Source organism: Cohnella mopanensis, assembly GCF_022352055.1.
Classification (GTDB): domain Bacteria; phylum Bacillota; class Bacilli; order Paenibacillales; family Paenibacillaceae; genus Cohnella; species Cohnella mopanensis.
Genome location: NZ_JAKRWM010000010.1, coordinates 107431 through 130474, shown reverse-complemented (window position 1 = coordinate 130474; position 23044 = coordinate 107431). Strand labels below are relative to the sequence as shown.

Genomic DNA, 23044 nt, shown 5'->3' with positions numbered 1-23044 from the left:
CAAAAAGTAACAGGCATATCGAAGCCGTTCCCGAGACATCCTAATCCGTGAAAGTGCAATTCATTTTCGCCCGGAGAGGATGAGGCGCTGTGCGGGATTTCACGTGGCACGTGTTTACGCAAACCGGCGATATCGAAGCGTATTTGCTTTATAAAGAAGTGCACAATCTCGGAACATCAGAGCTCGGAGCAGATGCCGGGCCTGAAGTCGAAGAGGGTTATGCCGCGGACGAGGAATGAGAGCCGATGTTATATCGGGTGGAAGGCTTAGTCATCCGAAGCTCCGATTACGGAGAAGGAAATAAAATTATTACCCTGCTTACGCCGACATACGGGAAGCAGGGCATTGTCGTGCGCGGAGCAAAGAAGCTGAAGAGCCGATACGGGGCTTTGGCTCAGCTTTTTACATACGGGGATTACTCTTATTACAAGGGCGGAACGCTTGGCACTTTGAACAGCGGCGAAATCATCGAATCTTTTCGGGAGTTGAGGGAAGGGCTTGAAGGTCCCGCATATGCGGCCTATGCTGCCGAACTAACGGATCGGGCAATTAATGACGATGAAGCGGCTACCTATCTATTTCATCAATTGAAAGCTTGCCAGAGCGCGCTTGCCGGCGGCAAAGACCCGCAGATCGTCCTTCGGGCTTACGAGATGAAGGTTATTAGCGCCGCAGGATATGCTCCTATGTTAGACGAGTGCGTCAGTTGCGGAAATCCGGATGGTCCTTATCGTTTCAGTTCGCTCGCCGGGGGCGCGTTATGTTATCGGTGCAGGCACAGGGATTCCACGGCATTAGAGCTGGAAGATGCCGTTTGGAAGCTGTTAAGAGTATTTCTGGCGCTAGATTTACGAAGGTTGGGCAACGTAGCAGTCAAGACAAGCACGAAACGTCAATTGCAGCTCGCTATGCGAAGATGGATGGATACGCATTTGAACTTGAATCTGAAGTCTCGCGGCTTTCTGGATCAGTTGGAGAAGTACGGTGAATTGCTCGGCGAACCGAGGAAGCGTCCCGAACCGTCCCCGCCAACGGGCGAAGCAGGCGACGGAACGGTTTGACAGTCCGCGCCGCAGTAGGTTAGAATGGCATCATAATCGATTTTTTTCTCTGTGAAGGAGAAGAGTAACCGAACACCGTCAGCAACAGCAGCGAGCCGGGGAGAGTGCAAGCCCGGAGCTACGGATCGGCGAAGGGCGCTCTGGAGAGAATGCACGAATGAGGAGGGTAACCTTCGGCATAGCGACGATATCGCTGCCGGAAGGATGCCAAGTAGGGTGGAACCGCGGGAATGTTCAGCTCCCGTCCCTATGTCTGCCAAGGCAGACGTGGGACGGGGGCTTTTTATTATGAGCAGTAACGCCAAAGGAGCGAATTACGAATGAATTTCCAACAAATGACGTTGACGCTGCAGCAGTTCTGGGCAGAGCAGAACTGTATCGTCGTGCAGCCTTATGACACGGAGAAGGGCGCGGGAACGATGAACCCGATGACCTTCCTTCGCGCGATCGGACCGGAGCCGTGGAATGTCGCGTACGTGGAGCCATCCAGAAGACCGGCCGACGGCCGTTATGGAGAAAACCCGAATCGGCTGTATCAGCATCACCAATTCCAAGTGATCATGAAGCCATCTCCCGACAACATCCAGGAGCTTTATTTAGAAAGCTTGAAGAAGCTCGGTTTGGATCCTCTTCACCATGACATCCGCTTCGTTGAGGATAACTGGGAGTCTCCGACGCTTGGGGCTTGGGGACTAGGATGGGAAGTGTGGCTGGACGGAATGGAAATTACCCAGTTCACGTACTTCCAACAAGTCGGGGGCATCGACTGTCACCCGGTTGCGGTAGAAATTACCTACGGGATGGAGAGATTAGCCTCTTACATTCAAGACAAAGAAAACGTGTTTGACCTGGAATGGGTTCAAGGCGTTTCTTATGGCGACGTGTTTAAACAACCTGAATTCGAACATTCCAAATACACGTTCGAGGTATCGGATACGGCGATGCTGTTCCAATTGTTCTCAACTTACGAGAGCGAAGCGAAGCGCGCGATGGACGTCAATCTCGTATTCCCCGCTTACGATTACGTACTGAAATGTTCCCATGCTTTCAATTTGTTGGACGCGCGGGGAGCGATCAGCGTTACGGAGCGCACGGGTTACATTACGCGGGTACGCAATTTGGCTAGACAGGTTGCGGCTACTTATTTGCAGGAACGCGAGCGGCTGGAATTCCCGCTGCTGAAGAAAGGAGCGGTGAACAATGGCTAGAGATTTGTTGTTGGAGATCGGGATGGAAGAAGTGCCCGCTCGATTCGTGCGCGGAGCGATGGATCAACTGAAAGAGAAAACGGAAAAATGGCTCGCGGACAGCCGCTTGGCCTACGACGAGGTTAAAGCCTACGCGACGCCACGTCGATTAGCGGTTCACGTTCTTGGACTTGCGGATAAACAAACGGATATTAGCGAAGAGGTCAAAGGGCCGTCCCGCAAAATCGCTTACGACGAGAACGGAGCGCTTAGCAAACCGGCTCAAGGATTCGCGCGGAGCCAGGGCGTTGATCCGGAATCCTTGTTTATTCGCGAACTAGCGGGCGTGGAGTACGTATATGCTACGAAGAACAGCCTTGGCGTCGAAACGGCAACGTTGCTGCCGGATGCGTTGCCGGCTTTGGTGACTTCTCTTACGTTCCCCAAAAACATGAGATGGGGTAATTACGAGCTGCGCTATGTCCGTCCGATACGTTGGATGATCGCCCTTCACGGCAAAGAAATTGTACCGTTCGAGATTACGGGAGTAACGACCGGCAACGTTACGAGAGGACATCGCTTCCTTGGCGAGGATACGACCGTCGAGGAACCTAGCCAGTACGTCGAGAAGTTACGCGCGCAGAAGGTCATCGTCGACGTTGAAGAACGCCAGAAGGCGATCGTTGCCGGCATTCAGAGCTTATCGGCGGAACGGGGCTGGAATATTGCGGTTAAAGACGATTTATTGGAGGAAGTGCTTTTCCTTGTGGAGACGCCTACCGTGCTAACGGGATCCTTCGATCCGGCATTCCTGCAAATTCCGCAAGAGGTGCTGATCACTTCGATGCGCGAGCATCAGCGTTATTTCCCGGTATTCGATGGGGAAGGACGTTTGCTTCCGCATTTCGTCACCGTTCGTAACGGGGATAACTTATCGTTGGACGTTGTATCCAGAGGAAACGAAAAGGTGCTGCGGGCACGTTTGTCCGATGCCAAGTTTTTCTATGAGGAAGATAAAAAGCTGGTCATTCAGGACGCATTGGCTAAGCTTGAAAATATCGTGTATCACGAGGAACTGGGAACGGTTGGGGATAAAGTTCGCCGGGTTCGGATCGTAGCGGATCGAATCGCCCAACATTTGCGCCTGGATCAAGACGCGCAAGCCGACGTTAGCCGTACGGCCGACATCTGCAAATTCGATCTAGTCTCTCAGATGGTTTATGAGTTCCCAGAGCTGCAGGGCATCATGGGAGAAGATTATGCTCGCAAAGCGGGAGAGCGAGAAAGCGTAGCCCGTGCGATCAACGAGCACTATTCGCCTCGCAATGCAGGAGATACGCCTGCGGCAAGCTTGATCGGCGCGATCGTGGGGATCGCAGACAAGATGGATACGATCGCGGGATGTTTCTCGATCGGAATCATTCCGACCGGGTCGCAGGATCCATACGCGCTGCGCCGCCAAGCGGCGGGTATCGTCAATACGTTGCTGGCGCACGAAATGGAAATTTCGCTTGCGGAATTGTTCCAGATCGCTTTAGACGTCCATGCGGCTAGAGGATTGAAGCGAGAAGCTTATGACATCAGCAAAGATATGCAGGAGTTTTTCGCGTTGCGAATCAAGAACGTCCTGTCCGATCAGGCGATTCGTTATGATATCGTAGATGCGGTACTTGGAGCAGGGACGACGGACGTACGCCGTACGGTGCTTCGTGCCCATGCTTTGCAAGCCGTGAATTCGGAAAGCGGCAAAGCGGAGTTCCGTCCAGCGGTCGAAGCCTTTAACCGGGTATGCAATCTTGCCGCGAAAGCCGACTCCAAACAAGTGGACGTCCAGTTGTTCGCGGATGCCGCTGAAGGTGAGTTGTATGAAGCGTGGCAACAAGCGCATGGCCGCTTCTTAGCCGCTAGCGCGCAAGCGAATATGGAAGAGGCGTTATCGGCGCTTTCTTCTTTAAGCGGTCCTGTGGCTGCCTTCTTCGGGGCGGTCATGGTCATGGCGGAGGACGAGGCGTTGCGGCGGAATCGTCTGGCGATCTTAGCGTTAGTAGCCGACGACGTCAAACATTTCGCCGATTTCTCCAAGCTGGCAGGATGACGATTCCATTGGAAGGAGTTGGACCTGTCTATGCCGCAAGTTAGCGTTATCGTGTATGTGGTTTCCGACTCTGCGGGGGATACGGGAGAGCTTGCGGTACGAGCTGCCGCCGCTCAGTTCCACCCGTTATCCGTGCAAATTCGCCGCGCGGCTTTTATTCAGTCCCGGGAGGGGATTGATTCCGTTCTCGTGGCGGCTCAATCGGACAATAGCATCGTGCTCTATACGTTGGTCATTCCATTCTTGCGCGATTATATGGTGGATCAGGCGAGGAAAATGCAATTGACGGCCATAGATTTGCTCGGACCGCTCATCGATAATCTAGAGCACGCCCTTGGCCATGAGTCCCGGCATGAGCCTGGACTGAATCATCTGTTGAACGCTGATTATTTCCGGAAGGTGGAGGCTGTGGAATTCGCCGTGCGTTACGATGATGCCCGGGACGTCACTGGAATCCTCAAGGCGGATATCGTTCTCGTGGGGGTATCCAGAACATCCAAAACACCTCTATCGATGGTGCTGGCGCATAAAACGTATAAAGTCGCTAACGTACCCTTGATTCCCGAGCTTGTGCCTCCTAAGGAATTGTATCTTGCTTCTCCTAGTAAGGTAATCGGCTTGACGATCAGTCCAGATACGTTGAACGCCATTCGCAAGGAGCGACTGAAAGCACTCGGATTGCCCGACTCCGCTCCTTATGCTACTTCGGAACGGATTCGTAAGGAATTGGATCATGCAAGACAAGTGATGGAGAAAATCGGTTGCAAAGTCATCGATGTATCGAATAAAGCCGTAGAGGAAACCGCGAGTCTCATATTGGAGAATTTGCAAGGCTAGACCGGAAGAGAACCGCGAGGTTCTCTTTTAGTTATTATTAGGAACAATATCGTTCAGGGTTTAATTGGAATTGAATGCGCCGATGATAACTAAGGGTTAGTTCTATGTGACCGGAACTTCAGACGCAGTTGTTGTGGTGGTTTGGGTAATTAGACCCATCAAATAGAAATGCGGTAGCACGATTTGCATAATTGTGAGCAATTTATGAACGATTTCGGTGGAATCTAGGAGAAATACAGGGTTCTAGTGTATTCTGATTACCATGCTGTTTGTCGAAAAATGTAGGAATGTCGAATGGTTTGCGGGCAGCCGTAATCGATTCTTCAAAATGTTTTCAAAAACGGTTGAAATGGGGAACATAAAATTTGATCGGGGAAAGGCAGGATTTTTGAGTCCCGTTAGCGTATATAATACTACGGCAAACTTTGGGTGAATCGTGTGGTGATGTCGATGATTAATGTGCGTCATAGGGTTGTGGTGGATGGCGATGCATGTCCGGTGAAGTCGGAAATTGGCAGAACGGTGAGAACCTGCGGCGCCACGGCGCTTCTCGTTTCGAGCCATGCGCATGTACTGGTGCCGGAGCCATCCGTGGAAGTCGTAACCGTTGACGCCAGCGATCAATCGGCGGATCTATATATCGCCAACGTGCTGACTAAAAGCGATATCCTTGTAACGGGCGACTATGGATTGGCGGCATTGGGACTTGCGCGTGGCGCTGCCGTCTTGACGCCAAGAGGCAAGGAAATCCGGGAAGCCGACATCGAAGGCTTGTTGGAGCAACGTCATTTCTCGGCTCGACAACGTCGCGGAGGTGTGCGTACGAAAGGGCCGAGGGCATTCACCGATGAAGATCGGGATCGATTTCAACAAAAACTGACAACTCTGTTGCGAGGGTTGCAGGAGAATCCCGACCTTTAGCGAATTGTATTACGTGCGAGCAAGAGACCGATGGACATTACCTTTGTTCATTGCGCTTGCAAGCACCGGGAAATAGGGTGAATTCCTTGAATTACGGAATGATACCGCAGTCGGTGATCGATGAAGTGTTAAGCCGCCACGAAATTTCCGAGACGGTAGGCAAATATGTTCATCTAACCAAAAACGGGAAATACTTGAAGGGGCTCTGTCCCTTTCATTCCGAGAAAACGCCATCCTTCACCGTAACGCCGGAGAAGCAAATATTTCATTGCTACGGCTGCGGAAAAGGTGGCAACGTCATCAAGTTCGTCATGGAGATGGAAGGGGAATCGTTCCCAGAAGCGGTCAAAGCGCTAGCGGAAGAAGCTGGCATTCCCATTACGTGGACGACCGCCAATCATGAGGAGCCTTCCGCGTTCCACAAGGAAAAGAAAATCCTTATCGAAGCCCATGAATACAGCTCGAAATTGTACCATTACCTTCTGCGGAATATGGAAGTAGCGAAACCGGCAAGGGAGTATTTAATGTCCCGAGGGTTTACCGATACGTTAATCGAGCAGTTCGGCATCGGTTATGCCCCCGCAAGATGGGACACCCTTACTCAAGCGTTGGAACGCAAAGGCTATGCTCCTGCGGAGATGGAAGCCGGAGGATTATTGTCGAGAAGGCAAGAGTCCGAAGGTTATGTCGACCGCTTCCGAGATCGCATCATGTTTCCGATTCATGATGCAGCCGGACAGATCGTTGCATTCGCGGGTAGGTTGCTGTCGGACGGTCAACCGAAATATCTGAACTCTCCGGAGACGGCCTTATTCAATAAGAGCAAAACGCTATACCGCTTGCACGAAGCCAGACCCGCGATACGCCGCTCCAGACAGGCCGTTCTATTCGAAGGTTATGTCGACGTAATCAAAGCATGGTCGGCGGGAGTCCACAACGGAGTTGCAACGATGGGAACCGCGTTGACGGGGGAACATGCGGCTGTGCTTAAACGGTTCGCGGATGAGGTAATCTTATGTTATGACGGAGATGATGCAGGACAAGCCGCCGCACACAAAAGCATACCCTTGCTGGAAGAAGCGGGATTCCGCGTCCGCGTAAGCGTGCTTCCGAACAGAATGGATCCGGACGAGTACATTTCGTCCCACGGTGATGAGCCGTTTGTTCGCGAGTTCATAGAGGGAGCGGTTTCCGCGGTCAAATTTCAGCTTATATATTTAAGGAAATCCCATATACTCCTAGAAGAAGATGGAAGGATTAGGTATTTGCGCGATGCGGTACGAATCGTGGCGAGACGAGATTCTCCAACGGAACGGGAGTTGTTGTTGAAGGAGCTAGCCCAAGAGTTCGGCGTATCGCTCGATACGTTGAAGCAGGAAAGCTTCGAATACAGGCAACAAGAGAAATTGGGAAACGCAGGGGATATTCCGGCCGGATCGTGGAATAATGTATGGAATGAAAAGAGATCTGCCTCCAAGAATCCTCCATTGGGAGCCGCGCATGTTAATGCGGAACGCCAACTGCTTTCGTGGATGATGCAGGACAAGGAGACGGCACTCCTCGTTCAGCAGAAACTTGGCGAACGTTTTCATGTCGAGGATCACGCGGCTTTAGCTGCTTATTTATATGCTTATTACGCTCAAAACAATGATCCTGATGTTGGCAGGTTCGTGGCGGTCTTACAGGACGATCGCTTGGAACGTACCGCCAGTGCCATCGCGTTAATAGACATTCCGTTTGGCGAACGGGAACTGGAAGATTGCATCCGTACGATCGGTCGCGCTTCTCTTGCACGGGAAGTGGAACGTTTGACTGAAGAATTGAATCGCGCCCAGCGAGCTGGCGATTATTCACGTGCAACACAAATGGGTATAGAGATTATCGCCCTGGAAAAGCAGCGCAAACAATTTTGATTGCGCGGGTTTCTCAGGGAGGAGGGAGTCGGAAATGGCAAACGATCAACACACCGGACTGGAAACGGAAGCGACGCTTGAACAGGTCAAAGCCCAACTGATAGAACAAGGAAAGAAAAAATCTACCTTGACCTATAAAGACATCATGGAGAAACTGTCGCCATTTGACCAAGATCCAGAGCAAATCGACGAGTTCTTCGAACAATTGGCGGATATCGGCATCGAGGTATCCAACGATCATGATGAATTAGGCCGCGAACGGCATGGCCACGGAAACGGGGAAGAGGAAGAACGCGACGAATTCAATTTCGACGATGATCTCTCGCTTCCTCCGGGAATCAAGATCAACGATCCCGTGCGGATGTACCTTAAAGAAATCGGCCGAGTTCCCCTTCTGGGCGCGGATGATGAAGTGGAGCTCGCCAAGAAGATCGAAATCGGCGGACCGGACGGAGAAGAAGCGAAAAAGAGGCTAGCCGAAGCTAACCTGCGTCTTGTCGTCAGTATCGCGAAGCGTTATGTTGGACGGGGAATGCTGTTCTTGGATTTGATCCAAGAGGGCAACATGGGCCTTCTGAAAGCCGTCGAGAAATTCGATCATGACAAGGGCTTCAAATTCAGTACTTACGCAACTTGGTGGATCAGACAGGCGATTACTCGCGCGATTGCGGACCAAGCGAGAACGATCCGGATTCCTGTGCATATGGTGGAAACCATCAACAAACTGATTCGCGTCTCGCGTCAGTTGCTGCAAGAGCTTGGAAGAGAGCCTACACCGGAAGAAATCGCGGAACAAATGGAATTAAGCGTGGATAAAGTTCGGGAAATCATGAAAATCGCGCAGGAGCCGGTTTCACTCGAAACGCCGATCGGCGAAGAGGATGATTCTCACCTTGGAGATTTTATTGAGGACCAAGAGGCGTTAGCTCCAGCGGATGCGGCAGCTTACGAGTTGCTCAAGGAACAGCTGGAAGACGTTCTGGACACGCTGACCGAACGGGAAGAGAATGTTCTTCGTTTGCGTTTCGGATTGGATGATGGTCGTACGCGTACGCTTGAAGAGGTTGGCAAAGTTTTCGGTGTCACGCGCGAACGTATTCGCCAAATCGAAGCCAAAGCGCTTCGGAAACTGCGTCACCCAAGCCGTAGCAAGCGATTGAAGGATTTCTTGGAATAAAAATGATAAGTATGCGAGTGAGACCTTTGCCGATCTGGTTGAAGGTCTTTTTCTTCAAAAGGCGAGAGGGGAATCGTCGGTATGGCTGGTTTGGATGAAGAGAAACGCAATATCGTCGTGAAGGAAATTGAATCTTGGCGCCGCAACAAGTTATTGCCGGAGCAATATTGCGACTTCCTGCAGAACATCTATTTGGAAGATTTGAATGAACGTCCATTAAGTTATGCGGGCACTGTCGTTAAGAAAATTGGGCAAGCATCGGGCAAACTGTGGCTTCTTGCATTTGGAAGTTTTGCCTTGATTTGTTTTGTTGTACTTCATTTTAGCGCGTTTCCTTTGCCATTGCAAATAGGGATAACCAGCATTGTGCCGGCGGCGTTTATTGTCTTCGGGGCCAAGCTGAGGGAGGATAATCCGACGCGCGGGCTTATTGCAATGGGGAGTGGGATGGCTTTTCTGATCGGGGTCGGGTTTCTGGTCCTGCGTCTTAACGATTGGTTGGCCGGGTCGGGTCCATTGTGGTTGCTTGGCATCTGCGCAGCGGTTTGGATATCCAGCGGCATCCTACTAAGGTACGCCGTTGTCCATTGGTTCGGCTGGATGGCTATCGTTACTTTGTATACTTTGTTACTTGCGAAGCATACTTCGGGACCGTCTTTGCTTGAAACCCAAGTGTACTGGATCCCCGCGGCGTTGTTAATCTGCTGGTTGAGCTGGTTCCTACATGTAAAGTACAAGTCTACCGGCACAGTCCTGTTCGCGACCTCTTTAGTACTTTGGTTTATGCCGGAAGTTTACTCGGCTTTGTATGCTATCCACACGGATTGGATACAGTTGGAAATTGTAATTAAGATCGTAATCATGGGCATAACGATGTTCCGATTACGCAAACAATGGATGGAATGGGTTGCTTAAAAATGAAAGAATTAAAAGGGAATGGAGCAGGGCTGAAGCTGTCCCGCCGATTATCGGCATTGGCGGAGTGGGTTCCACAAGGAGCTCGCTTTGCCGATATCGGGACGGATCACGCTCTGCTTCCGGTTTATTTAGCACAGAAAGGTAAAATCAGCTATGCCGTTGCTGGAGACGTTCATGCCGGGCCCGTAGAGGCCGCAAAGAGACAAGTGTCTGAGGCAGGATTGGAACAAGTCGTATCCGTCCGGTTAGGGGACGGAATGGCGGTGTTATGTGCTGGAGAAGTGGATACGGTAACGATAGCCGGCATGGGTGGGAGTTTGATGGCCAGAATTCTCGACCAAGCGGGAGATAGTTTAGACGGAGTTCGAACGCTTGTCCTCTCGCCCCATGTCGCGGAAGATGCGGTTAGGCGATGGCTCGTTAGCCATCACTTTGTGCTCGATCAGGAGATGCTGTTAGAAGAGGACGGAGTAATCTATACGCTAATGCGGGCTGTTCTTTCATCGGCTCCGTCAGAAGCATTGTTAGCGCATGAAAATCTGTACGACGAGAAACTGCTAGCTCCGGCTATCACTAAGATCTCATCCACCCTCTTGTATGAAATGGGTCCCTTGCTGCTTAGGCATCCAACCGAAGCTTTCCACAGGAAGTGGGAAGAGGAGATCGCCAAGCGGGAGAGAGTCATTCTCCAGCTTAAGCACGCAACCGCTCCCGAAGCGGCGGAGAAGGCTAGGGAATGGGAAGAGGACGTTAAAGAAATTCGGGAGGTGCTGTCATGTTTGCTCGCGGAGAAACCATCCTCCAATTAATGGAGCGGCTCGCTCCCAAGCATTATGCCGTACCGGACGATAAAATCGGATTGCAGGTAGGTTCGGCAGCAAAGCCGGTCAGCCGCGTACTTGTGACGTTGGACGTTACGCCCGCTGTGGTCAACGAGGCTGCTTCGCTGGGCGCGGAGCTTATCATCGCGCACCATGCGGTTATTTATCGACCGCTTGCACATCTGCGTACGGATACGCCCGCAGGGGCGCTAGCTGCCGAACTGCTTCGGAAAGACATTGCCGTGTATATTTCCCATACGAATCTCGATACGACCGAAGGCGGCATGAACGATTGGATGGCCGAAGCGCTAGAACTTACCGGACGCGACGTGTTGGAAGAGGTTCATACCGACAAGCTGTACAAATTGGTCGTTTTCGTCCCCGAGACCCATCACGAGAAGGTAAGAGATGCCATTTTCTCCGCAGGTGCGGGTTGGATAGGCAATTACAGCCATTGTAGCTTCAACATCGAGGGGACAGGCACTTTTCTCCCCCGTGAAGGAAGCGATCCGTTCATCGGCAAGCAAGGAAAGCTGACCCATGCCAAGGAAGTCAGGTTGGAGACGGTCGTTCCTTTAAGCGCAAGGAAAAGAGTCATTTCTGCGATGTTAAAGGCGCATCCTTACGAGGAAGTGGCTTATGATTTATACAGCATGGATTTGAAAGGCCGATCTTTCGGACTCGGTAGGGTGGGCGTGCTTCCGGCAACGGAGAGCTTAGATCAATTCGCCGAACGCGTAAAGGCGGCTTTCCAGGTTCCTTTCGTCCGCATGGTCGGGGACGGCTCGAAGCCGATTCGTAAAGTCGCCGTTCTTGGCGGGGCGGGAGCCAAATATATCCGCCATGCGATGTTCGCTGGCGCGGACGTCCTCGTTACCGGAGATATCGATTTCCATTCCGCGCAGGATGCTCTTGCAGCAGGAATGTCTATTATCGATCCTGGACACCACGCCGAAAAAATCATGAAGATCAATGTGGCGAAATGGCTGACCGAGCAACTCATTAACAAAGGTTACACTACGGAAGTATTCGCTTCCGAGATCGATACGGAGCCATTTCAATTACGATAATTGCCATTCGAATAGGTATTGTGGCATAAACTCCATTCGTTCCCGTTGTCAGCGAGAGCATTTCGCGTTATACTAGTCGATGCAAACCGGAAAGTTTGACAGACAATCGCTGGTGGCTTCGCGCCACGAGAGGAAAGTCCGGGCTCCACAGGGCAGGATGCTGGATAACGTCCAGTCAGCGCGAGCTGAAGGATCAGGGCCACAGAAATGGACCGCCGATGGCTGCTTAGGCAGATCAGGCAAGGATGGAACCGTGGTGTAAGAGACCACGAGGAGCACTGGTGACTTTGCTCCTGGTAAACCCCATTTGGAGCAAGACCGAGGAGGACGCAGGCGCAAGCCAGCCCTAGCCCGGGGTGCGTTCGGGTTGGTCGCTTGAGCCGTATAGCAATGTACGGCCTAGAAAGATGATTGTCGCTTCAGTTCGTGGGAGGATCGCTTCGGCTATCCGTTATGACCACTTGAAGTACAGAACCCGGCTTACGGCAAGCTTTCCGGCTAACATGTTTGAATGAAGAAGCCTTCCCAGTAGTACTGGGAAGGCTTTTTTTGAATAGTCATTAAAGTTCAATGACGATTATTCTCTCTATTGAGCTGCTCTAACTCCCGGCGCACTTGCTGCGGATATAGCTGTAAGGAACTGCTAGTTCCGTGGGCGGTTTGCAGAGCGGATTGGACATCGATCTGACCGTAGCCATAATCTTTGTCCCTGCCGCTTGCTCCTAGATCTTTAGCCGTGTGTCTGAGCAAATCCATAACCTCGACGTTAGTCAGGCTGGCGTTCGCCGTGCGTATCAAGGATGCTAACGCAGCAACGTGAGGAGATGCCATCGACGTCCCGGATAATGCCGCGTAGCGACTGCCGGGGTATGTGCTCGGGATGGAAGTTCCCGGCGCGGCGACGTCTATATAATCACCGTAGTTGGAGTACTCGGCCCTGGATTCATCGGCGTCGGTCGCGGACACGGCGATCACTTCCGGATAAGCGGCAGGGTAGCCCGGACGATCCGTGTTATCGTTGCCGCTGGCAGCCACCAGTACGACTCCGTGATCATAGGCGTATTTGAGTGCATCGTGAAGGAACTGCGCTTCGGCATAATTGCCTAAGCTCATGTTGATGACCTTCGCCCCGTGATCCGTCGCCCATATGATTCCTTCGGCAACGGAATAAGTGGAGCCTGCGCCAGAGCTGTCGAGCACTTTAACGGGCATGATCTTCGTATACCATGTCATTCCGGCAATGCCCTCGTTGTTATCGACCTTGGCAGCGATAATCCCCGCCACATGCGTACCATGTCCAACGTCATCGTCAGGAGGACTTGAAGGGTCCACGATATTCGTTCCTTTAACGAGACGACCCTGAAGATCGGGATGATCGGCTTGAACGCCCGTATCCAATACGGCTACGACGACATCGGTGCTTCCTTTCGAAATATTCCATCCGTTTTCCGTTGCGATTTCGGGCAAATTCCATTGGTATTCGGAATACAGTGTATCATTGGGGACAATGGACGCGCCGTTTCCAGAATCGTTAGTCATATAGAGATAGTGGGGTTCGACGAACTCGGGATCGAATTTATCGTGAAAGTATTTTTTCAGCGCCTTAGTATCGTGTTTTTTGGAGCGGAAAACATAAGTTTTCCCGGTGAATCTCACGACGGACAAATCTAAATCTTTGCGCAGTTGAAGCAATTGGCGATCCGTAAGCGGCGCGCGAAACTTGACGACGATCTCATCCACGGCATAGTGGCTGGCATTGCCGTTGTCCTCACCTGTTCGTACGGTTGTTTCCGCATTGGAGCCCGGAACGACCGACTCTATCCGATAGCGTCCTTCGGGCGGATAAGGGATTAGGCGTAAATTGCGGCGCTGATGCCTCTCTACCGCTTGGATAACCTCGGTAGACACGAGAGCGACTAGATTTTGCTTGCCGGCAGGCTCGGGCGCACGTTGCGAAAGCACGAAGTAACTTTTTCCGTCATGAGTAAATGTCGGCGAAGCGTAGCTGTTGCTCTTAAGTAGCGCTTGTCTGGCTTTGGTCAAATGAGGCTTGGCCGACCGGGCGAGCAGCGAATTGGGTTTTCCTGTTTCCTCCCGGTGCTTCCCGTCGTTTTTTTCCGCATACTTAATTTCCGGATGGGTTCTCAGCAGAGCTTGGAACGCCTTGCTCGACTCCCGATCCGAACGGTTTGCCAGAAAATTTTTGATGTCGCGGATGACCTGGGAACGTGACAATCGCTCGGTCGCTTCCATATCTTGCTGTACGGTCCGCAGTTTATACGTAGCTTCTTTCTTAGAGCTGGATTGCATTTCGCGGACTGGCGAAGCGGATGGCTCGCGTTGGCCGGAATGGAAAGAGGAAGGCAGAAGCGGAATCGCGATCAAGACGACGGCGAGCGTACACAATATTCCGATTAACGTATTACGTCTCAACCTGCACCTCTCCTTTGTATCCCTTTAAGCAAGGGAGTTCATTGTCCATTAGAATGAAGGAGAAAGCACAAAAATATACGGTTCTTTTTACCCTTGGCAGTACCGTTTGCGCAGGAAATATGTTACGATGAATAAGGTTTCGCCGGATCCTGTAGCGAGACTATTTAGTTTGATACCCATCTAATACCTTAAAGATATGTTTCGCACAATGGAAAGGGGAACAATCCATGCCAGCTACTAATATTAAAGCGCTTGCCGAATCAAGTCGGGATAAGTTGAAGGCGGCGATCGATCCGATTGAACAATTCCTAAACCACAACGCGCTTGAGCAGCTTGCACAAGCAGACATTCCAGATAGTACTCTTTTCTACAGCGGGTTATTGTCCGATTTGCGTCATTTGCTTGTGTTCTCCGAAGTCGCTTACGAGAAGCTCGGTGCGGTACTCAGACGTCCTAATTTCGACAACGATCTGGCGGAACGTGCATTATACGATGTGTATCACAATGGTGTAAATTCGTTCTTCTATCCGAAAAACGAATGTTATTCCGAGGATGGACGTTATGCGTATACCGGGCAAGATGCCATCCGCTTCCGTACGAAGCCGGTTCGCGTCGCGCGTGACATCATTCTAAGCATTTCCCGCGTCTACGAGGAACTGCGCGATGATTTGTCCTATTACGAGAGCGACTACTTAACGCATCGCCGCATGCAGAGCCAAGCTAAATAACATTTATGCCTACAACCTCCACCCCTCTGTCCGTATACCCGTCTTCACAGGGTACACAATAGGACAGGGGGGTGATTTATTATGCCGAGTGGCGTAGCGTGCAGCGTTAGCAATTGTTCTTATTGGGGTCAAGGAAACCGTTGCGGGGCGCAAGAAATTACAATTGAAGTGGATTCCCATGCCAACAACCAATGGAATGAGGAATTCGCCGATGAATTTTTCTCGCACAAGGACACAGCCAAGCAATCATCCGTAACTTGTTGCCTCACCTTTAAGCCAAATGGGGAAAAATAGTTCTAAGGGACGAGATTTCATTTTTTGTCGGGACTAGTCGTACTCCGGTAGTTTGTTGTACAATGGATATACTTACAATATGACTATCGGGAGCTAACCGACGTGAATGTATCGACGGATCCACGAATACTGAAGCAAATGCTTCTCACGCAATGGATGACGGAGATGAACCCTTTAAGCTCCGCATCAACCGATGGAACGGCAAGCGATGGCAACGGTTTATTCCAGATGTTGCTGAGCCAGTATACGTCTGCGGATTCCAGCCAGCAATCATCGAGCGGTTTAATGTCGCAGTTGAGCGGCCTATCGTCTTTTGCAATGCCTACCGCTTCTTGGGGAGGAGCGTTGACCGGAGACCAAGGTTCGTCCTCGGCCTACGATGATCTGATTACGATGGCTGGTGCTAAGTATGGCGTCGATCCTGCACTGATCAAAGGCGTGATCCAATCGGAATCCTCCTTTAATCCGAATGCTGTTTCCTCGGCTGGCGCCAAAGGACTCATGCAGTTGATGGACGATACGGCTCGCGGATTAGGAGTAACCGATTCCTTCGATCCAGCCCAGAATATCGATGGCGGCACCAGATTTTTGTCGTATTTGCTGCGCAAATACGATGGCAATGTGTCTACCGCGTTAGCCGCTTATAACGCGGGTCCGGGTCGCGTTGACCGAACGGGAATCCACAACGATCAAGAGCTCGCGGCAAACCTTCATTTGTTGCCTACGGAGACGCAAAATTACGTCCGCAAGGTTGTGAATGCGTCTAACCAATGGGGCGTCTAATCTGACTTACATCACTTACGGGGATCAAGACGGGGGGAGGCCATGGGCCTGCTCCCGTTATTGGTCCTTTTATTATGAATAATCTCGTGTACGGCAGAATGGGGATTACGAATGAAAACGTATTATTATGATCATAGCGCTTCTACGCCTATGTTGCCGATGGTGATCCAGACGATGAGCGAGCTGATGAAGCTTCATTATGCTAACCCCGCGGCCTTGCATAAGTCCGGCGCCGAGGCGATGAAGCTGATTGATCGAGCAAGGGCCAGCATTAGCGACAGAATGGGATCGGAGCCCGGAGAGGTCGTGTTTACTTCCGGGGGTACGGAAAGCAATAATCTGGCTATTAAAGGCTCGGTCAATAAAGTCGCCAGATCAAGCAAACATATCATTACGTCCGCGATTGAGCATGCTTCCGTATTCGAAAGCTTTCGTCAGCTTGAGACGTTCGGAATCCATACGACGATTTTGCCCGTTGATCGACAAGGGAAAATTCGTCCGGAAGACGTTGCGAACGCGATAAGGAAAGATACCGTGCTAGTAAGCATTATGCAGGTCAATAATGAAACCGGCGTCGTTCAACCCATTCGCGAGATCGGCCAATTACTGGGCGAATTTCCGCACGTACGGTTTCACGTCGATGGCGTGCAAGCGGTCGGAAAGGTTCCTTTCTCTTGGAAGGAATGGGGTGTCGACTTATATAGCGGCTCGGCGCACAAGTTCGGGGGCCCTAAAGGATTGGGGTTTCTGCTCGTGAAGAGCGGGAATGAGCTCTCCCCGCTCCTTAGCGGCGGAGATCAAGAGCAAGGCACGCGTTCGGGAACGCATAACGTACCCGGGATAGTCGCGATGTCTCAAGCGCTTAGACTGGCGGTAGAGAGTCAAGAGGCGCGACGCGAACGAATGTATGCGATTAGACGGAGATTGCTGCATATCGTAGGCGATATTCCTGAACTTCTCTTTAACGGAGTACATTCGGACGAAGCCGATGGCGAAACGGGCGCAGCTCCCCATATTGTTAATTTCTCGTATCCGGGTATGCGTCCGGAAGTTATCATTCATATGCTGGAGAAACATGGCATACTCGTGTCTTCCCAGTCTGCTTGCTCTTCCAAGAGCTTGCAGCCAAGCCGAGTGCTGCTCGCGATGGGGCAAGACGCCGATCGGGCATCAGGGAGTATCCGGATAAGCTTCGGGGACGAACACACGATGGAAGACATCGAAATATTAGGCGATAGGCTAAAAAGAGTTGTGGCTGAGCTGAAGCCGTTAGAGAGGAATTCGAAATGAAATACGATCTCGTACTGGTCAGATTCGGGGAAATTACAATCAAAGGACGTAACCGCAACCGTTTCGAGGCGATGTTGCTCACCCGGATCAAATCGGCGTTAAAAGCAATGCCTAAGCTGGAATACGTAAGAGGTTATGCGCGAGTTTACATTCATCTAAACGGCGAGAGCTACGAGCAAGTTAGCGACCGGTTGAAGGATATTTTCGGAATTCAAACCTATAGCCCCGTAATTAGCTCGAAGCACGATCTGGAAGCGATTCGCGAAACTTCGCTCCAAATGATGAGAAGCTTAAAAACCGAACCCAAAACCTTTAAGGTATCCGTCAAACGGGGATGGAAGCAGTACCCGCACGATTCCATAGAAATGAATCATTTGGTCGGTGCCCATGTGCTGCGCAACACCCCCGATCTGAAAGTGGACGTTCGAGCGCCCGATGTCGAGCTTAAGATCGATATTCAGCACGAAAGTGCATATATTTACTGCGAGGTCGAGAAAGCGGCCGGAGGGTTTCCTCTCGGCATGAACGGGAAAGGCATGCTTCTGCTCTCGGGAGGCATCGATAGTCCGGTGGCGGGTTGGATGGCGATGAGAAAAGGCTTGAAAATCGAAGCCGTCCATTTCCATAGCTATCCTTTTACAAGCGAACAAGCAAAAGAGAAGGTCATTACCCTCGCGAAGAGATTGGCTTATTATAGCGGCAAAATCAAACTGCATCTCGTGCCCTTCACAGAGCTCCAGACGAAGCTCGCTCAATCCGGGCACGATAGCCTGATCATTACGTTAATGAGACGGAGCATGCTGAAAATAACGGAGCGATTGGCAGAGGAGAACGGAGCCTTAGCGATCGTGACCGGTGATAGCCTTGGGCAGGTAGCCAGCCAAACGCTTGGAAGCATGAACGTGATCGGAAGATCGTCCTCGTTACCGTTACTTCGCCCGCTTGTCATGATGGACAAGCAGGATATTATCGATTGCGCGGAGCGCATAGGGACGTTCCAAACTTCTATATTGCCGTTCGAGGATTGTTGCACGTTATTCGTGCCTAAATCTCCAGCAACCCAGCCGAATCTTACGCTTGTAGAGCGCATAGAAGCTCATATGGGGGAGGAGCTCGAACGATTAATCGATGAAGCCGTACAAGGAACCGAAGTGCTAGTGCTGAGGGAAGACGGAGTAGAAGCGCCTGCCGGGGAATCCAAGGAAGAAGACGCTTGGTTCTAAGCTGCCATATAGCTCAATCAATAGAGAAAGCCGTGAAACGCATTAATGCGTTTCACGGCTTTTTTTGGCGACGAGCGGCGGAGCGGGCTTTTTTTGCTGGACTTTCCTCGCTTGAATCGCATTCGTCCACACGCCTGCAACAATAACCAATACGACTAGAGTGGCGATGAATATCCAAGTGAACACGGGATTGGCGACGAAGTAAGCTTTGAACTCTCCCTCGTGCGTGATCATTTTGGCGGCCGTATAGGCAAGGACTCCAGAACCTAGATATATGATCCATTTGAATTTTTCAATGATTTTAATGAATAAGGTACTGCCCCATACGACGATCGGGATGCTAATGATTAATCCGAGAATAACCAAGAAATAATCTCCGTGCGCCGCTCCGGCAACCGCGATGACGTTATCAAGCCCCATGGCTGCATCCGCGATGACAATCGTTCGAATCGCCGCCCATAACGTCGAGCTAGGCTTGATGTCCCCGTGCGAATCTTCTTGTACGAGCAGCTTGTAGGCGATCCATAGCAGCAATATGCCACCGATGGCAAGCAAGAACGGAATCTTGAGTAAGGATACGACGAGCATGGTTGCAACGATTCGAATGATAACGGCTCCTGCCGTTCCCCAAAGGACTGCTTTTTTCTGTACGTTCTTCGGCAAATTTCTGGCTGCGAGACCGATTACGATTGCGTTGTCGCCTGCTAGCAGAAGATCGATGAATACGATCGTCAACAAGATGGACCAGAAGTCCACGCTAAGCAAATCCCACCCGAATAGTTCCACGATTTAGTCCCTCCTCTATATTAATCAAGCAGTAATACGTCCTATTTTCGGAATAGATTCAAAAATGTGCCCACATATCCGCTTCGGCTTGTACATAAAACTGGTAAGAGGGGGTGTCCGCATGGAAATGGAAACATTTTTCGTTTTTTTGGAAATCGTCATGATTAATTTACTTTTAAGTGGCGATAACGCTATCGTTATAGCGATGGCCGGTCGCAGATTGCCGGAAGATCAAAGGCGCAAGGCTGTCTGGTGGGGGGCGTTAGCGGCTATTGGGCTTCGAGTGGTGTTGACCTTAGGTGCGATCACGTTGCTTCATATTCCATTCCTCCAAACAGCCGGAGCGATACTTCTACTGGTCATTGCCTTGCAACTGCTGCTCGACAATAAGGAGAAAACCGCCCATACGCAAGCTGCCTCCACGTTGGCGGGAGCTATATGGACAATCGTAGTCGCGGATTTCGTCATGAGCCTGGACAACGTGCTTGCGGTAGCTGCGGTAGCGAACGGTGATATTGCCATGCTAGTCATCGGAATCGTCATGAGTATCCCGATTATTATTTGGGGTAGCTCGTTTATTATTCGTATATTGGATCGATTGCCCGGACTACTGTATTTGGGCGGAGCTTTACTTGGTTATACGGCGGCCGAAATGGCAATGGGAGATCCCGGACTGCTACGTTACATGGAACTGCTTCAGCCTGAGTATGAAAGGTTAATCCCGTTTCTAACGGTAAGCATGCTGATTATCATTGCATTAATATTGCGTCGACGCAGCAAAGCCGGCAATGGCGATTTAAGCGGGTAAATCGCGCATTAAAGCGCTTTAGGGAAAATTTTGCTTTCATGAACTAGTTTTTTCCCCGGACTTCCATTAAACTAAAGGAATAAATGTCACGCCGCGCAACTTGAGGCGTGCAGAGAATGGAATGAAGTGGGGGAGCCATCGTGAACAGACAATCCGCCGCAGTCGGAATCGGCGTCGTGGCTGTTGGATTGATAATTCTTCTAGGTAAATTAGGAGTCTTCGCGTTTATCGGGGCCGTATTTTGGCCGCTTTTTATCTTAATTCCCGGTTTGTTGCTTCACGTTCTTTATTTTGGTCGCATGGTTCCGTCTATCACTTTGATTCCCGCGGGAATATTAACGGTGGTATCGATCATTCTGTTGATCGGCAATTGGTTCGGATGGGGCTCCATGAAATATTTATGGCCTTTCTTTTTGTTTGCCATCGCTGTCGGGTTATATGAATACCACGTATTCGGTTATAGCCGTAACAAGCAAATTTGGTCCATCGCGATAGGGTTGGCGGTTATTTCGCTCGTACTGTTCTTCATGACCTTGTTGTGGACATGGGGAATTTACTTATTTGCAGCTGCTTTGATCGGTTTCGGAGTATGGCTTGTCGTTCGTCGGCCAAGATCTTGGTAAGTTTGTTTGCCTGACGCAATTTAAATAGTTGGCTTTTCGACTCTTCTAGCGTATAATAGAATGGTTGAGGACCAGTTGAAGACTTTTGGATCACGCTGTGTCAATCGTACCGGTGATGCTAATTAACGTCGGCCTCGAGTCGGCGTTTTGTTTTGTGGATTTAGAGAACCCTAGAGTAAAAGGCTCAAGCCGCCTGGGGAACCAGAGATAAACGAGGAGTGGAAATATGCATTCAAGAGACAAAATTCGTAATATCGCAATTATTGCCCACGTTGACCATGGTAAAACAACACTGGTTGACCAATTGCTGCGTCAATCCGGAACATTCCGCGACAATGAGCAGCTTCAAGATCGTGCAATGGATTCCAATGACATCGAAAGAGAACGCGGCATTACGATCTTGGCGAAAAACACGGCTATTAATTACAAAGATACGCTGATCAACATCGTTGATACACCGGGACACGCCGACTTCGGCGGAGAAGTAGAACGGATCATGAAAATGGTTGACGGCGTTCTTCTGGTCGTTGACGCGTTCGAAGGCTGTATGCCGCAAACGAAATTCGTATTGCGCAAAGCGTTGCAACAAGGGTTAACGCCGGTTGTCGTCGTAAATAAAGTCGACCGTCCAGCCGCGCGTCCAGTCGAAGTCGTCGACGAAGTTCTCGAGCTGTTCATTGAGCTGGAAGCGTCCGATGACCAACTGGAATTCCCTGTCGTATACGCTTCTGGTCTTAACGGAATTGCCGGCAACACGCCGGATGACCTGAAAGAAACGATGGAGCCGTTATACGAGATGATTCTCGAACATATTCCATCCCCTAAGGAAAACCCGGACGAACCGTTACAATTCCTTGTTACTCTACTCGACTACAACGAATACATGGGTCGTATTGCGATCGGTCGCGTTAACCGCGGACGTATTCAACAAGGTCAAGTCGTTGCGGTCATCGACCGCGAAGGCGTCGTTAAACAGGCCCGTATCGAGAAACTATTCGGCTTCCAAGGCCTGAAGCGTATCGAAGTCGAAGAAGCGGCTGCGGGAGATATCGTAGCGATCGCCGGCTTGAAAGAAATCAACATTGGCGAAACGATTGCAGATCCGGCTAATCCTGAGGCTTTGCCGGTACTAGCCATTGATGAACCGACCCTGCAAATGACTTTCTTGGTCAATAACAGCCCATTCGTCGGACGTGAAGGAAAATGGGTAACGTCGCGTAAACTGCGTGAACGTTTGTTCAAAGAAATCGAAACCGACGTCAGCTTGAGAGTTGAAGAGACGGACAGCCCGGACGCATTTATCGTAAGCGGTCGCGGTGAATTGCATTTGAGTATCTTGATCGAGAACATGCGCCGTGAAGGCTTCGAGATCCAAGTGTCCAAGCCGGAAGTTATTCTTAAAGTGGTCGACGGCGTGAAGAGCGAACCGATCGAGCGCTTGTTGATCGACGTTCCGGAAGAGAGCATGGGTTCCGTTATGGAGAGCTTGGGTACGCGCAAAGCCGAGATGGTCAACATGATCAACAACGGCACGGGCCAAGTTCGACTGGAATTCCTGATCCCTGCCCGCGGATTGATCGGCTACCGCACGAATTTCTTGACTTTAACGCGTGGATACGGCGTTATGAACCATGCCTTCGACAACTACGGCCCAATGGTCGGCGGTCAAGTTGGCGGACGTCATCAAGGCGTACTCATCGCGAGCGAAACGGGAAAAACGACTATGTATGGTATGATGTCCGTAGAGGATCGCGGAATTTTGTTCCTTGAGCCAGGTATGGACGTATATGAAGGCATGATCGTCGGCGAGCATACGCGTGATAACGACATCATCGTCAATATTTGTAAAGAAAAGGCGCTAAACAACATCCGTACGGCCAATAAGGAAGAAACGGTTAAATTGAAATCGCCTCGTCTGATGTCGCTCGAAGAAGCGCTTGAATATTTGAACGACGACGAGCTGTGCGAAATTACGCCGAAGAGCATTCGCCTGCGGAAGAAAGTATTGAACAAAAGCGAGCGAGACAGATCCGAGAAACAACGCCGCATGGCTGAAACCGGAGTTTAATCGCAGCA

The 23044-nt window shown here is 50.8% G+C and carries 21 protein-coding genes and 1 other RNA gene; 20 read left to right on the top strand and 2 right to left on the bottom strand.

What is annotated here, in order from left to right; all coding sequences use genetic code 11:
* Positions 1 to 89: 89 nt before the first annotated feature.
* From L3D05_RS16535 to rnpB, 12 genes are all read left to right on the top strand, one after another.
* Positions 90 to 239, top strand: coding sequence for a YqzL family protein (locus L3D05_RS16535; RefSeq protein WP_239617410.1), 150 nt, complete (start codon positions 90 to 92; stop codon positions 237 to 239).
* A 6-nt stretch (positions 240 to 245) separates the two neighbouring features.
* Positions 246 to 1061 carry a DNA repair protein RecO gene (recO, locus tag L3D05_RS16530; protein ID WP_239617409.1) on the top strand — a complete coding sequence of 272 codons (816 nt, stop codon included), beginning with the start codon at positions 246 to 248 and terminating at the stop codon, positions 1059 to 1061.
* 320 nt (positions 1062 to 1381) lie between these two features.
* The gene (glyQ, locus tag L3D05_RS16525; RefSeq protein WP_239617408.1) at positions 1382 to 2269 is read left to right on the top strand and encodes a glycine--tRNA ligase subunit alpha; all 888 of its coding nucleotides are present in this window, start codon (positions 1382 to 1384) and stop codon (positions 2267 to 2269) included.
* The gene (gene glyS / locus L3D05_RS16520; RefSeq protein ID WP_239617407.1) at positions 2262 to 4343 is read left to right on the top strand and encodes a glycine--tRNA ligase subunit beta; all 2082 of its coding nucleotides are present in this window, start codon (positions 2262 to 2264) and stop codon (positions 4341 to 4343) included. The genes glyQ and glyS overlap by 8 nt, the downstream gene beginning before the upstream one ends.
* A gap of 30 nt (positions 4344 to 4373) precedes the next feature.
* Positions 4374 to 5180 (top strand): pyruvate, water dikinase regulatory protein, encoded by an 807-nt coding sequence (locus tag L3D05_RS16515; RefSeq protein WP_239617406.1) that lies wholly within the window; start codon positions 4374 to 4376, stop codon positions 5178 to 5180.
* Between the two features lie 444 nt (positions 5181 to 5624).
* Positions 5625 to 6101: a YaiI/YqxD family protein gene (locus L3D05_RS16510; RefSeq protein WP_369417986.1), complete on the top strand. Its 477-nt coding sequence runs from the start codon at positions 5625 to 5627 to the stop codon at positions 6099 to 6101.
* A gap of 98 nt (positions 6102 to 6199) precedes the next feature.
* On the top strand, positions 6200 to 8014 hold the full coding sequence (gene dnaG, locus L3D05_RS16505) for a DNA primase (protein WP_439647959.1): 1815 nt from the start codon (positions 6200 to 6202) through the stop codon (positions 8012 to 8014).
* Between the two features lie 34 nt (positions 8015 to 8048).
* Positions 8049 to 9191: an RNA polymerase sigma factor RpoD gene (gene rpoD, locus L3D05_RS16500; RefSeq protein ID WP_239617404.1), complete on the top strand. Its 1143-nt coding sequence runs from the start codon at positions 8049 to 8051 to the stop codon at positions 9189 to 9191.
* Between the two features lie 81 nt (positions 9192 to 9272).
* A complete protein-coding gene (locus L3D05_RS16495) occupies positions 9273 to 10106 on the top strand; it encodes a hypothetical protein (protein WP_239617403.1) in 834 nt (277 codons plus the stop codon).
* Positions 10107 to 10108: 2 nt separating this feature from the next.
* Positions 10109 to 10918: a tRNA (adenine(22)-N(1))-methyltransferase gene (locus L3D05_RS16490; RefSeq protein ID WP_239617402.1), complete on the top strand. Its 810-nt coding sequence runs from the start codon at positions 10109 to 10111 to the stop codon at positions 10916 to 10918.
* Complete coding sequence (locus L3D05_RS16485) at positions 10885 to 12000, top strand: Nif3-like dinuclear metal center hexameric protein (RefSeq protein WP_239617401.1); 1116 nt, start codon at positions 10885 to 10887, stop codon at positions 11998 to 12000. The genes L3D05_RS16490 and L3D05_RS16485 overlap by 34 nt, the downstream gene beginning before the upstream one ends.
* A gap of 90 nt (positions 12001 to 12090) precedes the next feature.
* An RNA gene (gene rnpB, locus L3D05_RS16480) (RNase P RNA component class A) lies at positions 12091 to 12498 on the top strand.
* 69 nt (positions 12499 to 12567) lie between these two features.
* On the opposite strand, the gene L3D05_RS16475 is transcribed toward rnpB, so the two are convergent.
* Entirely contained in the window at positions 12568 to 14433 is a 1866-nt protein-coding gene (locus L3D05_RS16475; protein ID WP_239617400.1) for a S8 family peptidase, read from the bottom strand.
* 227 nt (positions 14434 to 14660) lie between these two features.
* Between L3D05_RS16475 and L3D05_RS16470 the strand changes: the two genes are divergently transcribed.
* From L3D05_RS16470 to thiI, 5 genes are all read left to right on the top strand, one after another.
* Positions 14661 to 15161 carry a YpuI family protein gene (locus tag L3D05_RS16470; protein ID WP_239617399.1) on the top strand — a complete coding sequence of 167 codons (501 nt, stop codon included), beginning with the start codon at positions 14661 to 14663 and terminating at the stop codon, positions 15159 to 15161.
* Between the two features lie 81 nt (positions 15162 to 15242).
* Positions 15243 to 15455 carry a DUF1540 domain-containing protein gene (locus L3D05_RS16465; protein ID WP_239617398.1) on the top strand — a complete coding sequence of 71 codons (213 nt, stop codon included), beginning with the start codon at positions 15243 to 15245 and terminating at the stop codon, positions 15453 to 15455.
* A gap of 102 nt (positions 15456 to 15557) precedes the next feature.
* Positions 15558 to 16238 (top strand): lytic transglycosylase domain-containing protein, encoded by a 681-nt coding sequence (locus L3D05_RS16460; protein ID WP_239617397.1) that lies wholly within the window; start codon positions 15558 to 15560, stop codon positions 16236 to 16238.
* A gap of 111 nt (positions 16239 to 16349) precedes the next feature.
* Positions 16350 to 17528: a cysteine desulfurase family protein gene (locus tag L3D05_RS16455; protein ID WP_239617396.1), complete on the top strand. Its 1179-nt coding sequence runs from the start codon at positions 16350 to 16352 to the stop codon at positions 17526 to 17528.
* Complete coding sequence (gene thiI / locus L3D05_RS16450; protein WP_239617395.1) at positions 17525 to 18751, top strand: tRNA uracil 4-sulfurtransferase ThiI; 1227 nt, start codon at positions 17525 to 17527, stop codon at positions 18749 to 18751. Before L3D05_RS16455 ends, thiI begins: the two co-directional genes overlap by 4 nt.
* 42 nt (positions 18752 to 18793) lie before the next feature.
* Here the strand turns inward: thiI and L3D05_RS16445 are convergent, their stop codons facing one another.
* Positions 18794 to 19537, bottom strand: coding sequence for a TerC family protein (locus tag L3D05_RS16445; RefSeq protein ID WP_239617394.1), 744 nt, complete (start codon positions 19535 to 19537; stop codon positions 18794 to 18796).
* A 121-nt stretch (positions 19538 to 19658) separates the two neighbouring features.
* Between L3D05_RS16445 and L3D05_RS16440 the strand changes: the two genes are divergently transcribed.
* From L3D05_RS16440 to typA, 3 genes are all read left to right on the top strand, one after another.
* Positions 19659 to 20345, top strand: coding sequence for a TerC family protein (locus L3D05_RS16440; protein WP_369417985.1), 687 nt, complete (start codon positions 19659 to 19661; stop codon positions 20343 to 20345).
* Between the two features lie 140 nt (positions 20346 to 20485).
* Positions 20486 to 20968, top strand: a complete 483-nt coding sequence (locus L3D05_RS16435; protein WP_239617393.1) for a hypothetical protein — start codon at positions 20486 to 20488, stop codon at positions 20966 to 20968.
* A 226-nt stretch (positions 20969 to 21194) separates the two neighbouring features.
* Positions 21195 to 23036, top strand: coding sequence for a translational GTPase TypA (typA, locus tag L3D05_RS16430; protein ID WP_239617392.1), 1842 nt, complete (start codon positions 21195 to 21197; stop codon positions 23034 to 23036).
* Positions 23037 to 23044: the final 8 nt, after the last annotated feature.